The following is a 14,444-nucleotide window of genomic DNA, read 5'->3' on the forward strand; positions in this document are numbered from 1 at the left end:
CCCGCCGTCCGGCGTCTTCACGGCGGCCCGCCCCGGCGCATCACCGCGCTACGAGCTCGCCGAACCTCGCCTTCACCCGGGCCAGGACCTCGTCGGGGTCGGCGGCCCACACCTCGGCGTTGAAGATCTCCACCTCGATGTCCCCGGTGTAGCCCGCCGCGGCCACGGCCCGGTTCAGCGGGGCGAAGTCGATCACACCGTCGCCCATCACGCCCCGGCCGAGCAGCACGTCGGCCGGGAGCGGGTGGAGGAAGTCGCACACCTGGTAGGAGGCGATCCGCTCGCCGGCCCGCGCGATCTGCTCGAAGACCTGCGGATCCCACCACACGTGGAAGGTGTCGACGACCACCCCGACCTGCTCGGCGGGGTGCGGCTCCGCCAGGTCGAGCGCCTGCGCGAGGGTGGACAGCACGGCCCGGTCGGCGCAGTACATCGGGTGGAGCGGCTCCAGGGCCAGCCGCACGCCGCGCTCCCCGGCATAGGGCGCGAGTACGGCCAGGGCCTCGGCGACCCGCTCCCTGGCCCCCGCGAGATCCCGGGAGATCCCGTCGCCGGCGGTGTCCGGAGGCTCCCCCGGCACCACGCCGGGCAGCCCGCCGACCACCATGACCAGGCACGCGGCCTCCAGCGCGGCGGCCTCGTCGATCGCCCGGCGGTTGTCGTCGAGCGACTCGGCGCTTCCGGAGGTGAGGAAGCCGCCCCGGCAGAGCGACGACACGCGCAGCCCGGCGTCCCGCACCAGCTTCACGGTCTGGTCCAGGCCCTGCGCGGCGACGTCCTGCCGCCACAGCCCGACGGCCTCGACGCCGTGCCGCACGCACCCGTCGACGGCCTCGGCCACCGACCACCGCTTCGTCGTCCACTGGTTCAGCGAGAACCGGCTCGCGACCGGCGCGCCCGGAGGTCGTGCGGTCACAGCCCGTTCACCGCCAGCAGCGACCGCATCCGGCGGACGGCCAGCTCGGGGTCGGCCAGCAGCCCGGCCGCGTCGGCCAGCCGGAACACCTCGGCCAGGTGGACCACCGACCGGGCCGCCTGGGCGCCGTTGACCATGGCGAAGGCGTCCTGGTGGCCGTTGAGCCAGGCCAGGAAGACGATGCCGGTCTTGTAGTGGTAGGTCGGCGCTTCGAAGATCTTCCGGGAGAGGGGCACCGTCGGAGCCATGATCTCGTCGTAGCGGGCGGTGTCGCCGGCGTCGAGCGCGGCCAGCGCCGCCGCCGCGGCGGGGGCGATCGCGTCGAAGATGCCCAGCAATGCGTCGCTGCCCGAGGCGATCAGCGACGGGTAGTTGAAGTCGTCGCCGGTATAGAGCCTGACCCCCTCCGGCAGCGCCGCCCTCAGCCCGATCTCGTGCTCGGCGTCCAGCAGCGAGACCTTGACCCCGTCCACCGCCGGCGCGTGCTCGCGGATCAGCTCCAGGAACGAGCCGGTGGCCTCGGCCACGTCCCGCGAGCCCCAGTAACCCGCGAGCTGCGGGTCGAACATCTCGCCCAGCCAGTGCAGGATCACCGGCCGGTCGGTCTGGGAGAGCAGCTTGCCGTAGACCGCGTGGTAGTCCTCCGGGCTCCGCGCGATCCGGGCGAGCTGCCTGCTGGCCATGACGATGACCCCGGCGCCCGCCTCCCGGACGGTCTCGATCTGCTCGGCGTAGGCGGCCACGACCTCGTCGAGGGTGGCGGCGTCCGGGGCGTGGTCGGTGCCGGCGCCGCAGGCCACCAGGGCGGCCGGGTCGCCGAAGTCCGCCGCCTCGGCCGCGCTGCGCCGGATCAGCTCGCCGGTGGCGGCCCAGTCCAGGCCCATGTTGCGCTGGGCGGTGTCCATGGCGTCGGCGACGCGCAGGCCGTACGACCACAGGTGGCGGCGGAAGCGCAGCGTCGCGTCCCAGTCGACGGAGGCGGGGGAGCCGGGGGTGTTCTCGCCGAGCGGGTCGGCGACCACGTGGGCGGCGGCGTAGGCGATCCGGCTCTCCGGGGCCCTGTCCGGCCGCTGCCAGGTCACGGGCTCGCGCAGGGTGTGCTCCCCGCCGGGCAGCACGATCCGCATCAGGCCTCCACCTCCAGACGGCGGCCCTCGGCCGAGGAGCGCAGGCCCAGCTCCGCCAGGCGGACGCCGCGCGCGCCCGAGGCGAAGTCGTGCGGGAACGGGGCGTCCTGGAGCACGTGCCGGACGAACATCTCCCACTGGATCTTGAAGCCGTTGTCGAATTCGGCGTTGTCGGGCACCTCCTGCCAGCCGTCGCGGAAGCGCGCGGTGACCGGCAGGTCGGGGTTCCAGACCGGCTTGGGGGTCGCGGCGCGGTGCTGGATGCGGCAGTTGCGCAGACCGGCGACGGCGCTGCCGTGCGTCCCGTCCACCTGGAACTCCACCAGCTCGTCGCGGTTGACCCGGACGCTCCAGGAGGAGTTGATCTGCGCGATGATCCCGCCCTCCAGCTCGAACACGCCGTAGGCGGCGTCGTCGGCGGTGGCCTGGTAGGTCTCGCCGCGCTCGTCGACCCGCTCGGGGACGTGGGTGACGGCCTGGGCGTAGACCGACGTGACCCGGCCGAACAGGTTCTCCAGCACGTAGGCCCAGTGGGGGAACATGTCGAGCACGATGCCGCCGCCGTCCTCGGTGCGGTAGTTCCACGACGGGCGCTGGGCCTCCTGCCAGTCGCCCTCGAAGACCCAGTAGCCGAACTCGCCGCGCACCGACAGGATCCGGCCGAAGAAGCCGCCGTCGATCAGGCGCTTGAGCTTGAGCAGGCCAGGCAGGAACAGCTTGTCCTGCACGACGCCGTTCTTGACGCCCCGTGCGGCGGCGGCCTCGGCGAGCATCAGCGCGTCGGCGACGGTCTCCGCGGTCGGCTTCTCGGCGTAGACGTGCTTGCCCGCCTCGATCGCCTTCAGCACGGCCTTCACCCGGGCCTGGGTGACCTGGGCGTCGAAGTAGATCAGGTTGTCGTCGGAGGCGAGAGCCGCGTCGAGGTCGGTGGTCCACTCGGCGATGCCGTGGTCGGCGGCGAGTCTCTCCAGCTTCTCGGGGCTGCGGCCCACCAGCACCGGCCTGAGCAGGACCCGCTCGCCGCCGGACAGCGGCACGCCGCCCTGCTCGTTGATGGCCAGGACCGACCTGACCAGGTGCTGGCGGTAGCCCATGCGGCCGGTGACACCGTTCATCACGACGCCGATGCTTCGGGGGGACATATCGGAAGCCTCCTTTGGAAAGCGCTTTCCGTGCTACGGTACGGCAGGCGCGGCACTTCCGGCAAGCGCTTGCCGCCCGGGTGGCCGCAAGGGGTCGGAAGGGCGTGCGTGGCGGGCCCCGGGAGGCCGGTCACGTCTGATACTGATAGTCCTCATTGTGGTTTCCGTGCCGGCCGGCCCATCGAAGACGGGCGGCGCCGTACCGCGGGGAGAAGCGTGCCGATCTTCATTGTCCGCCTGCTGGCCCGGATCGGGCTGCTGGGGACGTGGTGGACACCCGTCGCCGTGCTCGTCGTCGTCTTCGCGACGAGCTGGCCGCTGATGGCCCTCGCCGAGCCCGTCGGCAGCGCGATCGTCCAACCGGCCAACTACTGGTGGTACTTCACGGTCACCGCCGCGACCGTCGGCTACGGCGACCTGTACCCCGAATCCGCCGTCGGCCACGTCGTCGGCGCGTACGTCATCGTCGGCGGCATCGCGGCGCTGACGACGCTGTTCGCCAAGCTGGCGGCGGTGCTGGAGCGAGCGAAGGGACGACGCATGCAGGGTGCCGTCACCGTGGAGGCCTCGGGCCACATCGTGCTGCTCGGCTACACGCCGGGGCGGAGCGAGCGCATCGTGGACGAGCTGGTCGCCGACGAGCCGTGCGAGATCGTCCTGTGCGCCTGGGACGACGTGCCGGCCAACCCCATGCCCGACCGCGACGTCACCTTCGTACGCGGCGACCTGACCGCGGAGGAGGTGCTGCGCCGGGCCGGCGTGCAGCGGGCGCACAGCCTGCTCGTCGACGCCCGCGACGACAACGAGGCGCTGGCGGTAGCCGTCACCGCCGACCACGTCGCCGAAGGCGCCCACCTGGTCATCGCCCTGCGCGACCTCGGCCGGGCCCAGTCGCTGCGCTACGTCAACGAGGCCGTGAGCTGCGTCCAATGGCACAGCCCTCACATGATCACAGAGGAGCTGAAGGACCCGGGGATCACCGACATCTACACCGACCTGATGACCCACGGCGGCGCCAACACCTATTCCGTGCGGTTGCCTGACTCGCCGGGACCGGTGCCGGTGGAGCGCTGCCAGATCGCGCTCGGCCGCAGGCACGGCGCCATCGTGCTCGCCGTACGGGCCGGTGGAGAGCTGCTGGTCAACCCGGGCTGGCAGACCGAGCTCCCGCCGGGAGCCGTCCTCTACTACGTCAGCTCGCGCCGCCTCACTCCCGAGGAGATCGCCGGGGCCCTGCGCGAGGCTCCCTGACCGGGTACGGCACGCCGCCCCCGCTTCCCGGTACGGCGTCGCGATCGTCGGAGAGCCGCCCGAGGCCGCCCCGTCGGCCCGCCCTCCTGAGCCGTCGGCCGCCGTGCGGGCCGGGGCCGGCTACGCGGCGGTCACGAGACGGCCGTCGCGCAGGGCGACGCGGGTCCCGGTGAAGGCGCTGCGGAACCTGCGGTCGTGCGAGACCACCACCAGCGATCCGGGATACTCCGCCAGCGCCTCCTCCAGCTCCTCCGTCAGCGCGAGGGAAAGATGGTTGGTCGGTTCGTCCAGGATCAGCAGGTCGGCCGGGAAGGTCACCAGCCGGGCCAGCTCCAGCCGCCGACGCTGGCCGACCGAGAGCGCCGCCACGGGCCGGGCCAGGTCCTCCCCGGCGAACAGTCCCAGCGCGAGCAGCCGGGCGGCGTGCTCCTCGGGCGGGCCGGGCAGTCCCTCGGCGAAGGCTCCGAGCAGGGTGCGCCGGGAGGAGGAGACGGGCAGTTCCTGACGGAGGTAGCCGATCCGCCGGGGCCGACGGACCGTCCCCCGTTCCGGGACCAGCTCGCCGGCCAGGACCCGGAGCAGGGTCGTCTTGCCCGCACCGTTCGGCCCGGTCACCAGCATCCGTTCGCCGGGGGCGAGACTCAGGCTCTCGACGCGCAGCCGGTCGCCGACCCGGACGCCGTTCATCGCGGCGACGGGACCGCCTTCGGCACCGGAGGCGGAGGGGCCGCCCCCGCTGATCCTGGCGGTGAACCGGAGCGGGTCCGGCGGGCGGGGCACCGGGTTCTCCACCAAGCGGTGCAGCCGTTCGCGGGCGTTGCGGACCTGGCCGGACAGGCCCGCCTCGTGGGAACGGCGGTGGCCGGCCGTCCTGGGCCGGTCGTCGGAGCGGACGGCGGCGGCCAGCCGCCGCGCCCCCGTCTCCGCCAGCTCCGTCTGCCTGTCCAGCTCGGCCGCCCAGTCCCGGTACTCCTGCTCCCAGCGCCGCCTGGCGGCCGCCTTGGCGGTCAGATAGCCGTCCCAGCCGTCGCCGTAGCGGGTCACCGTACGGAGGTCGACCTCAAGGATCGCGGTGGCGGTCCGCTCCAGGAAGGAGCGGTCGTGGGTGACGGTGACGACGGTGCCCTGGTAAGCCCGCAGCCTCTCCTCCAGCCAGGTCACCGACCGCTCGTCGAGGTGGTTGGTGGGCTCGTCGAGCAGGAGCAGCTCCGGCGCCGCGGCCAGCACGCACGCCAGTGCGAGCCGGGACTGCTCACCGCCCGACAGGCTGCCCAGCGTCCGGTCGCGCCCGACGTGCGCCAGGCCGAGGGCGTGCAGGGCCGCGTCGACCCGTGCGTCCGCCTCGTAGCCTCCGCGTGCCTCGTAGGAGGTGAGCAGATCGCCGTAGGCGGCGAGCTCGTCGGCGGAGGCGTCCGCGAGGGACGCCTCCGCCTCCCTCATCCGGCGCTCCATGTCGCGCAGGTCGCGCAGCGCGCGGTCGACGACGTCCTGCACCGAGCTGTGCGGCGGCAGGTCGAGGGTCTGGCCCAGATGCCCCACGCCGCCGGGGGCGGTGACGACGAGGTCCCCTCCGTCGGGGGCCTCCTCACTCGCGAGGAGGCGGAGCAGGGTGGATTTGCCCGCGCCGTTCTCCCCGATCACACCGGCTTTCTCGCCGGGGCGGACGGTGAACGACACGCGGTCGAGTACGGTGCGGCCGTCGTAGGCCTTGGACACGTCTCTGAGCGTGAGCTGGAAAGTGGTTCCTGATGGGCGGTGAGCCACGATGGCCTCCGGGAATGCGGTCTGTCCGGTGGGAGAGGCCCGTCCGCCGGGAGACGGGGACGGCGCACGCGCAGGCGAAAAGGCGCGGTGGCCCCGTGAATCCGTGGGCCCACGGGTCCGGCGGGCTTCGGGAGCCGGGCCGGACCCGGGGAGATGCGGAGGGCGGTGGGCGGGATGACGCGACGACGGCGCGCGCCGTGGCGGCGGGCGCGGTCAGGACACGGGAGCTCGGCTCACCGTGTCAGAGAGACCTCAGCCTGTTCGCGTATCCATAGAAAGACCACATGCATCTGATCTTACTCAAGAGGTCCGGCGGAGGGCGACCGGTTATACGTCGCCCTTCGTCTCCAGCCGGCCCAGCGCCTTGGCCACCGGGTGGGCGGTCAGCCGGATCTGCCACTCGCGGGCACCCAGTTCGCGCAGGCGGGCGGCGACGGTCTCGTCGTCGACGACCTCGGGCGGTTCCCAGGTCAGGCGGCGCACGGCATCCGGCTGGAGCAGGTTCTCCGTCGGCATGTGGTGCTCGTCGGCGAGGGCGGCCACCACGGTCCTGGCCGCGGCGAGCCGCCGGGCGGCCACCGGATCGCGGTCCATCCAGCGGTTGGCGGGCGGCGGCCCGTCGCCCGGGGTGCTGGGCTGGGGCAGCTGGGACTCCGGGAGCGTACGGGCGGTGTTGATCGCGGCCAGCCACTCGCGCAGGTGGCGGCGGGCGCTGCGCCCGGTGAACGGGGCGATGTCGGTGAGGGCCTTGGTGGTGCGGGGCAGCTCCATGGCGGCGGTGACGATCGCCGCGTCGGGCAGCATCCTGCCCGGCGCCAGGTCCGCTTCGCGGGCGAGCTCGTCACGGAGGGTCCACAGCTCCCGCACGACGGCCAGTCCGCGCGTCGAGCGGACCTTGTGGATGCCGGAGGTGCGCCGCCACGGGTCCGACCGCGCGACCGGCGCCTTGTGGGCCAGCACCCAGGCGAACTCCTCCCGCGCCCACTCCAGCTTCCCGGAGGCCTTCAGCTCCTCGTGCAGGACGTCCCGCAGCTCGACCAGGACCTCGACGTCGAGCGCCGCGTAGCGCAGCCAGTCTTCCGGCAGCGGGCGGGTGGACCAGTCGGCGGCCGAGTGCCCCTTCTCCAGCCGGAACCCGAGGACGTTCTCCACCATCATGCCGAGTCCCACCCGCTCGTAGCCGAGCAGCCGCCCGGCGAGCTCGGTGTCGAACAGCTCGCGCGGGTGGAAGCCCAGCTCGGCCAGGCAAGGCAGGTCCTGGGAGGCGGCGTGCAGCACCACCTCGGTGCCCTCCAGCGCCGCGTCCAGCTCCGACAGGTCGGGGCAGCGGACCGGGTCGATCAGCGCGCTGCCCGCGCCCTCACGGCGTAGCTGCACCAGGTAGGCCCGGCCGCTGTAGCGGTAGCCGGAGGCCCTTTCCGCGTCCACGGCGACCGGGCCGGTGCCCGCGGCGAAGGCGCGCACGACGCCCGCGAGGCCGGTCCGGTCCTCGATGACGGGTGGGATGCCCTCTCGCGGTTCCAGCAGTGGAACGATGGTCGTCTCGTCGGTCACGTTCTGAAGGGCTCCGGATCTTCGCGGCGGCGCGGCGGCAGGGTCGCCACGTCGGGGGGGAGGGGTGGGATGCCCGCCGCGAGGCACATCAGGTCGCACCAGGCGGAGACGTGCCCGGACAGGTCCTCTTCCAGGGGCGACCAGGAGGCGCGCAGCTCCAGCTCGGTGGTGACCGGGTCGTCGGCCTTGTTGCCGAAGCCCTCGGAGACCGCTCTGGTGACGGTGCCCCCCGCGGCGGCGTAGCCGGCGTCGTGCGCGTCGAGCGACTCGGTGAGCCAGCTCCACGCGACGGGGCCGAGCAGGGGATCCTCGGTTATCTCCGGCTCCATGTCCGCCCGGACATAGGCGACCAGGCGGAACGGGCCGTCCCAGCCGCGCTGACCGTCCGGGTCGAAGAGCACGATGAGGCGGCCGACCGCGAGTTCGTCGTCGTCGCGGTAGACCGATGCGCCGATGGCGGCCGAGTAGGGCGCCAGGCGCTGGGGCGCGGGGATGTCCTCCAGCTCGATCTCCGGCCTGACCTCCGCCGGGCGCAGGCTGGCCACCGCGCGCCGGAAGGCGGCGGGAGCGGGCGGCGCGTCACCGAGGGTCATATCGGAAGGGTAGGTCGAAATCGAGTGCATGGGGACCACTGGGGTGTGTGAAGGAGCCATGGAGGCCGATCAAACCGACGCCATCGACCGGCCGGGGGCCGGTGCGCCCTCGCCACCCGGAACCTCGCCACCCGGAACCCCGAGGATCAGCGCGTGGCCGCACTCGGCGCATGCCCACTCGGGGCACTCTCCCGGCTCGTGGCCGTCGAGGCAGGGGGGCTGCTCGAAAACCCGCTCACCGGCGCAGGAAGCGCAGCGCTCACCGCGGTGTTCGGGCGAACTCCACATCGTGGTCATCGCACGGGCCTTTCGTCGGGTCGTGGTCCGACGTTGGCACGTCGCGCCGACAATTCCGCGCAACGTGCTCGGCGTGTCCTGAAAGTGGTGCCGGAATCGGTGCCGCGCGGTGATTTGGCGAACATTTGGCCCGGCCGGGGGCCGGATCGGGTTCGCCTATGGGAGGAACTGTACCCGGAAACATGATCGCTTTGTGTCCCAACGCCTCTCCTGCCGGTCCTGTGACGCCGGCCCTGCCGGACGAATCGCTCAAACCAGTGACAATCAAACGTCGGAGCGGCTTGACGCTGCCTATGGCTTCTCACGTGCTGTGTCATGACATAGCTGGCGATTTCGTCCTGGTGAACCCGGTGAGGGGACGTGATGCGCGGACCGGCCCCGTGGCATGGCACCCTGGGGGGGTGAATCCCGAGCTTGCCGACTCCCCGTTCCTGCGCGCCTGCCGCCGCCGGCCCGCCTCCCGCACGCCGGTGTGGTTCATGCGCCAGGCGGGCCGCTCGCTGCCGGAATACCGGGCCGTGCGCGGCGGGGTGCCGATGCTCACCGCCTGCGCCACCCCCGACCTGATCGTGGAGATCACGATGCAGCCGGTCCGCCGCTACGGCGTGGACGCGGCCATCTTCTTCAGCGACATCGTGGTGCCGCTCAAGGCGATCGGGGTCGACCTCGACATCAAGCCCGGCGTCGGCCCGGTGGTGGCCGCCCCGATCAGGGACGCCGCCGCGGTCGGCACGCTGCGCCCGATCGAGCCCGACGACGTCGCCTACGTCACCGAGGCGATCCGCGCCCTCACCGGTGAGCTGGGGCCGACCCCGCTCATCGGCTTCGCGGGCGCGCCGTTCACCCTCGCCTCCTATCTCATCGAGGGCGGCCCCTCCAAGAACCACGACCACACCAAGGCGATGATGTACGGCGAGCCGCACCTCTGGCACGCCCTGATGGACCGGCTGACCGAGATCACCCTCGGCTTCCTGCGCGTCCAGGTCGCCGCGGGAGCCTCCGCCGTCCAGCTGTTCGACTCCTGGGTCGGCGCGGTCGCGCCGGAGGACTACCGCGAGTTCGTCCTGCCCTACACCAGCCGGATCTTCGCCGGAATGGCGGAGACGGGCGTGCCGCGCATCCACTTCGGCGTCGGCACCGGCGAGCTGCTCGGCCTGCTGGGCGAGGCCGGAGCCGACGTGGTCGGCGTCGACTGGCGGGTCCCGCTCGACGAGGCCGCCCGGAGGGTCGGCCCCGGCAAGGCGCTCCAGGGCAACCTCGACCCGGCGATCCTGCTCGCCCCGTGGGAGGTCGTCGAGCGCCGCGCGGCCGACATCCTCGCCCGGGGCGCCACGGCGGAGGGCCACGTCTTCAACCTCGGCCACGGCGTGCTGCCCGGGACCGACCCCGACCAGCTCGCCCGTCTCACCGACTTCGTCCACCAGGCCTCCGCGGGCTGACCCCGGCCCGCGTCAAGCGGGCCAGGGGCGCACCGGCCACCGGTCTACGGTGTGGCGCGCGGACCCGCCCCGGCACCCTGCACGGGTCTGCCGGCGTCCTCCTCGTCCGGTTCCGCGGCCGCCGTGCCCTCGGACGGCGGGGGCGTCGGGCCGAAGGACGACGGCCCGCCCGGCGGCGGTCCGGGCGGCGCCGGGCGGCTCCTCCTGCCGCGGCGGAGCAGGAAGTGAATCCCCAGCCAGACGGGCGCGATCACGAGCAGCCAGGGAAGCAGCGCCCCGAGGACCGTCAGGCCGATCCGCAGCGCCGTGACGAAGGCCTCCCAGCCCGCCTTCAGGCCGCTGAGGAAGCCCCCCGGCTCCTCCTCCGGCGGCTGGGGCACCTCGGCCACCGGGCCGGCGATGTTCAGCGTCAGCGTCGCCATGCTGGTCAGCGAGGCCAGTTTCTTCTGCCGGGCCTGGAGCGACTCCAGCTCCGCCTCGCGGTTGCCGATCTCCCGCTCGACCTCGAGCACCTGGCCGATCGTGTCCGCCCGCTTCAGCAGCGCGCGCAGCGACTCCAGCGCGGACCGCGACGACTTCAGGCGGCTCTCGACGTCGGCGACCTCCTCGGTGACGTCCTCGGTGTTCTGCTGGACCGACTCCCGCTTGCCCAGCTCCTTGCCGAGCCGGCCGAGGATGCCGGAGTAGCCCGCGGGCGGGATCTTGAAGACCATCGTGGAGGACGCCTCACCCCCGTCGAAGGCGTCCGACCTCTCCTGGGCGAGATAGCCCCCGGCCGCGGTGACGATCTGCTTGGCCTTGTCGGACGCGGCGACGACGTCCTTCACGCGGACGGTCATCTGCGCGGTGTAGACGATGGCCCGGTCGGTCGGGACCGCCTGCACCCGCTCCGCCTGCCCGGCCTTCGCCGAGCCGGGGGCATCCCCGGCGCCGCTCTCCGCGCCGTCGGCCGCCCGGGGCGCCGCGTCCCCCTGGGACGTAGCGGCGGGGGCGGCCGGAGCGGCCGCCTCCGAATCCGCCGAGCGCTCCGAGCCCCCGCACGCGGACGCGAGCACCACCATGCACATGAGAGGGACCGCCAGGCGCGGGCCGTACCGGAATCTGTTCATACCCATCAAGACGACGTCTCCGACGGCGCGGTTTGATGCGGGCAGTCACGATGCCGTCACGTTCTCCATGCCGGGGGATCACGGCGGCCCCATGCAGGGGGACCGCGGCGCAGACCCTTGACACGAGCGGCGTGGAGGGGCGGTACGGTCAGGAGTCATGGAAGGGAACCGGAGCCATGTCGTGGTCGTCGGTGGCGGGATCGCGGGCCTGACCGCCGCCTGGTACCTCCGGCAGGGCGGTGAGAACGTCCGGGTGACCGTCCTCGACGGCGCCAGGCGGATCGGCGGCAAGCTCCACGTGAGCGAGGTCGCGGGGCTCCCGGTCGACGCCGGTGCCGAGGCGATGCTCGTGCGGCGGCCGGAAGGCAAGGACCTGGCCAGGATGATCGGGCTCGGTGACGAGCTGCGGCATCCCGGTGCCGCCCAGGCCTCCCTCCTGACCAGGGGTTCGCTGCGGCCCATGCCGAAGGGGCAGGTCATGGGCGTCCCGTCCGACCTGGCCGCGCTGGCCTCCTCGGGAGTCCTCAGCCCCGGCGGCCTGGCCCGTGTGCCGCTGGACCAGATCCTCCCGCCCATGCTCGTCACCACCGACGTCTCCGTGGCCGCCTACATCCGTGCCCGCATGGGCGGTGAGGTGGTCGACCGGCTGATCGAGCCGATCCTCGGCGGCGTCTACGCCGGCCGGGCCGAGGCGCTCTCCCTCGACGCGACGATGCCGAGGATCGCCGCCGTCGCGCGTTCCGAGCGCTCGCTGCTCGCCGCCGCCCGGAAGATCGCCGCGGAGACGCCCAAGGACGCCGGGCCGGTCTTCGCCACGCTGCGGCGCGGCATGGGCAGCCTGCCCGAGGCGGTCGCCGCCGCCTCGGGTGCGGAGATCAGGACCGGGGTGACGGTCCGGGAGATGCGCCGCACCGAGAGCGGCTGGCGGCTGGTCGCCGGACCGGTGCCCGCCCCGGAGATCATCGAGGCCGACGCGGTGGTCATCGCGGTTCCCGCCCCCGCGGCGGGACGCCTGCTCGCCGGCGAGGTGCCCAGGGCCGCGGCGGAGCTGGCCCGCATCGAGTACGCCAGCATGGCCATCGTCACCCTCGCCTACCCGCGCGCCGCCTTCCCCCAGCTCCCGGCCGGCAGCGGCTACCTGGTCCCGCCCGTCGAGGGGCGTCCGGTCAAGGCCGCCACGTTCAGCTCGGTCAAGTGGCCGCACCTGGCCGAGGCCGACCCCGACCTGATCGTGCTGCGCTGCTCGATCGGCCGCCTCGGCGAGGAGGCGCTGCTCCAGCGCGACGACGCCGAGCTGGTCGCCCTGGCGATGGCCGAGATGGCCGCGGTCGCGGGCGTGCGCGGGCTGCCCCGCGACTCCCGGGTGACCCGCTGGGGCGGATCCCTGCCGCAGTACAACGTGGGCCACCTGGACCGGGTCGCCCGCGTCCGGGCCGCGATCGCGGCCCAGCCCGGCCTGGCGGTGTGCGGTGCCGCCTACGACGGCGTCGGCATTCCGGCCTGCATCTCCACCGCCCGTACGGCGGCGGCCCGGATTCTGGACCACCTGGATCCCGCGAGACAATGGCAGCGGAGAAACGAGACGTTTTCGAGGGGTGAGGACGACGGACGCGAACCAGCGGCCCAAGGCGCGTGACCTGAACCAGGTGATCCGCTACACGATGTGGTCGGTTTTCAGGCTGCGCGACAGCTGCCCGGGCAACCGGGAGGGGCTGGCCGACGAGGTCGAGGACCTGCTGGCCCAGATGGCCGAGAAGGACGTCGTCACCCGCGGTGTCTACGACGTGGCCGGGTTCCGGGCCGACGCCGACGTCATGTTCTGGTGGCACGCGCCGACCCCCGAGGACCTGCAGGAGACCTACTCCCGCTTCCGCCGCACCGACCTCGGACGGCTGACCGAGCCGGTCTGGTCGGTGATGGCCCTGCACCGCCCGGCGGAGTTCAACAAGTCGCACATCCCGGCCTTCCTCGCCGAGGAGGAGCCCCGCGGCTACGTGTGCGTCTACCCGTTCGTCCGCTCCCTGGAGTGGTACCTCCTGGACGACGCCGACCGCCGCCGGATGCTCGCCGAGCACGGCATGATGGCCCGCGACTACCCCGACGTCCGGGCCAACACCGTCGCCTGCTTCGCTCTGAACGACTACGAGTGGATGCTCGCCTTCGAGGCCGACGAGCTGCACCGCATCGTCGACCTCATGCGCACCCTGCGCGGGGCCGAGGCCCGGCGGCACACCCGGGAGGAGATCCCCTTCTACACCGGCATCCGCAAGCCCGTCAGGGAGCTGATCGCCGCCCTGCCGTAGGGGCCGCTCCGGGGGAGGCCGCGGGAAGTCTCGCGAAACGCCTGGAGCCGTACCGAATCTTTGCCATACTCGGGAAAAATCTCCTGTCTTGTGAGGCCGGCGATGACGAGGGGCGAAGGATTGGCGCGTTCCAGGCGGCGCGGGGGCGCCCGGCGCAAGAAGAAGACCAGGTCATGGGCGCTGGAGGTGTCCGCCGGGGTGGCGGCGGTGACGGTCGCGGGCCTCGCCGTCGGCGGGGCGTTGTTCGGAGCCGATCCGGTGACCGGCGCGACGGTGATCGGCGCGGCCCCGCGGACGGAGACGGCGCGGGCGGTGCCGCCCCTGCCGTCCGTGACCCGGGGCGGGGGGGCTCCGGTGGCGACCGCCGAGACGGGCGGGTCCGAGACGGGCGGGTCCGGAGGCGAGCGGGAGAAGGCCGAAAAGCAGCCGGAGCGGGAAGCCCGGGCCGAGGGGCCGTCCAAGCACACCGACCCCGAGGCCGTGGCCTACTTCCGGCAGAGCAAGGCGGCCAACCGGGTGAAGGACATCCGCATGGTCGGCGGCTATCTCCGGATATATACGGATATGCCGGAGTCGGCGGACAACTCCAGGCAGGCGCTGGAACTGTGTGAGACGGGCCGCGACTACCTCGTCGAGGAGCTCGGCGTGGACGATCCCGTGATCTTCGTTCAGGCGGAGTTCGGTGAGAACGGCAACCCCATCCTCGCCAACGTGCTCGGCCCCGACGACTCCACCTGCCGGGTCACCCACCCCGAGCCGGGGGATTGAGGGGCGCCGCGGGGCTCACCTCACCCGGATGCGGGTCTTGCCGCAGACCGCGCAGCGCTGGGTGATCACCCTGCCGATGGTCTCGACGATCTCCCATCGGTGCCGGAGGTGCACGGGGGCTCCTTGCAACGAAGATCACAGTGCGGATATGACCGCATGCCGAACGTAACCGAATTCGTCC

Annotated in this window: 12 protein-coding genes; 5 read left to right on the forward strand and 7 right to left on the reverse strand. The window is 72.9% G+C overall.

Annotated features, from left to right (window positions below; all coding sequences use genetic code 11):
* Positions 1-40 precede the first annotated feature (40 nt).
* From HS041_RS24065 to HS041_RS24075, 3 genes are read right to left on the reverse strand one after another with little or no spacing between them, the layout of a single operon-like run.
* Positions 41-916, reverse strand: coding sequence for a sugar phosphate isomerase/epimerase family protein (locus HS041_RS24065; protein ID WP_196443068.1), 876 nt, complete (start codon positions 914-916; stop codon positions 41-43).
* The gene (locus HS041_RS24070; protein WP_196443069.1) at positions 913-2,043 is read right to left on the reverse strand and encodes a dihydrodipicolinate synthase family protein; all 1,131 of its coding nucleotides are present in this window, start codon (positions 2,041-2,043) and stop codon (positions 913-915) included. Before HS041_RS24070 ends, HS041_RS24065 begins: the two co-directional genes overlap by 4 nt.
* A complete protein-coding gene (locus tag HS041_RS24075; protein WP_196443070.1) occupies positions 2,043-3,185 on the reverse strand; it encodes a Gfo/Idh/MocA family protein in 1,143 nt (380 codons plus the stop codon). The genes HS041_RS24070 and HS041_RS24075 overlap by 1 nt, the downstream gene beginning before the upstream one ends.
* A gap of 216 nt (positions 3,186-3,401) precedes the next feature.
* On the opposite strand from HS041_RS24075, the gene HS041_RS24080 reads away from it, so the two are divergent.
* Entirely contained in the window at positions 3,402-4,436 is a 1,035-nt protein-coding gene (locus HS041_RS24080; RefSeq protein ID WP_196443071.1) for an ion channel, read from the forward strand.
* Positions 4,437-4,556: 120 nt separating this feature from the next.
* Here the strand turns inward: HS041_RS24080 and abc-f are convergent, their stop codons facing one another.
* The 3 genes from abc-f to HS041_RS24095 form a co-directional block, all read right to left on the reverse strand.
* The gene (abc-f, locus tag HS041_RS24085; RefSeq protein WP_196443072.1) at positions 4,557-6,200 is read right to left on the reverse strand and encodes a ribosomal protection-like ABC-F family protein; all 1,644 of its coding nucleotides are present in this window, start codon (positions 6,198-6,200) and stop codon (positions 4,557-4,559) included.
* 327 nt (positions 6,201-6,527) lie between these two features.
* On the reverse strand, positions 6,528-7,754 hold the full coding sequence (locus HS041_RS24090) for a ribonuclease D (RefSeq protein ID WP_196443073.1): 1,227 nt from the start codon (positions 7,752-7,754) through the stop codon (positions 6,528-6,530).
* Positions 7,751-8,347: a DUF3000 domain-containing protein gene (locus HS041_RS24095; protein ID WP_196443074.1), complete on the reverse strand. Its 597-nt coding sequence runs from the start codon at positions 8,345-8,347 to the stop codon at positions 7,751-7,753. The genes HS041_RS24090 and HS041_RS24095 overlap by 4 nt, the downstream gene beginning before the upstream one ends.
* A 698-nt stretch (positions 8,348-9,045) precedes the next feature.
* Between HS041_RS24095 and hemE the strand changes: the two genes are divergently transcribed.
* Positions 9,046-10,083 (forward strand): uroporphyrinogen decarboxylase, encoded by a 1,038-nt coding sequence (hemE, locus tag HS041_RS24100; protein WP_196443075.1) that lies wholly within the window; start codon positions 9,046-9,048, stop codon positions 10,081-10,083.
* 44 nt (positions 10,084-10,127) lie between these two features.
* Here hemE and HS041_RS24105 read toward each other — a convergent pair whose 3' ends face one another.
* On the reverse strand, positions 10,128-11,192 hold the full coding sequence (locus HS041_RS24105) for a DUF4349 domain-containing protein (RefSeq protein WP_196443076.1): 1,065 nt from the start codon (positions 11,190-11,192) through the stop codon (positions 10,128-10,130).
* Positions 11,193-11,349: 157 nt separating this feature from the next.
* Between HS041_RS24105 and hemG the strand changes: the two genes are divergently transcribed.
* The 3 genes from hemG (at position 11,350) to HS041_RS24120 (ending at position 14,263) form a co-directional block, all read left to right on the forward strand.
* Positions 11,350-12,828, forward strand: a complete 1,479-nt coding sequence (gene hemG, locus HS041_RS24110) for a protoporphyrinogen oxidase (protein WP_196443077.1) — start codon at positions 11,350-11,352, stop codon at positions 12,826-12,828.
* Positions 12,788-13,495, forward strand: coding sequence for a hydrogen peroxide-dependent heme synthase (gene hemQ / locus HS041_RS24115; RefSeq protein ID WP_374058872.1), 708 nt, complete (start codon positions 12,788-12,790; stop codon positions 13,493-13,495). Before hemG ends, hemQ begins: the two co-directional genes overlap by 41 nt.
* A gap of 120 nt (positions 13,496-13,615) precedes the next feature.
* Positions 13,616-14,263 (forward strand): hypothetical protein, encoded by a 648-nt coding sequence (locus tag HS041_RS24120; protein ID WP_196443078.1) that lies wholly within the window; start codon positions 13,616-13,618, stop codon positions 14,261-14,263.
* Positions 14,264-14,444: the final 181 nt, after the last annotated feature.

Origin of the sequence: Planomonospora sp. ID67723 (genome assembly GCF_015711605.1) — a bacterium.
Classification (GTDB): domain Bacteria; phylum Actinomycetota; class Actinomycetes; order Streptosporangiales; family Streptosporangiaceae; genus Planomonospora_A.

Excerpts from the sequence above, each read along its gene's own strand:
- HS041_RS24070 (WP_196443069.1), bottom strand. The coding sequence starts at position 2,043 with ATGCGGATCGTGCTGCCCGGCGGGGAGCACACCCTGCGCGAGCCCGTG.
- HS041_RS24075 (WP_196443070.1), bottom strand. The coding sequence starts at position 3,185 with ATGTCCCCCCGAAGCATCGGCGTCGTGATGAACGGTGTCACCGGCCGC.
- HS041_RS24095 (WP_196443074.1), bottom strand. The coding sequence starts at position 8,347 with ATGACCCTCGGTGACGCGCCGCCCGCTCCCGCCGCCTTCCGGCGCGCG.
- HS041_RS24105 (WP_196443076.1), bottom strand. The coding sequence starts at position 11,192 with ATGAACAGATTCCGGTACGGCCCGCGCCTGGCGGTCCCTCTCATGTGC.
- hemG (WP_196443077.1), top strand. The coding sequence starts at position 11,350 with ATGGAAGGGAACCGGAGCCATGTCGTGGTCGTCGGTGGCGGGATCGCG.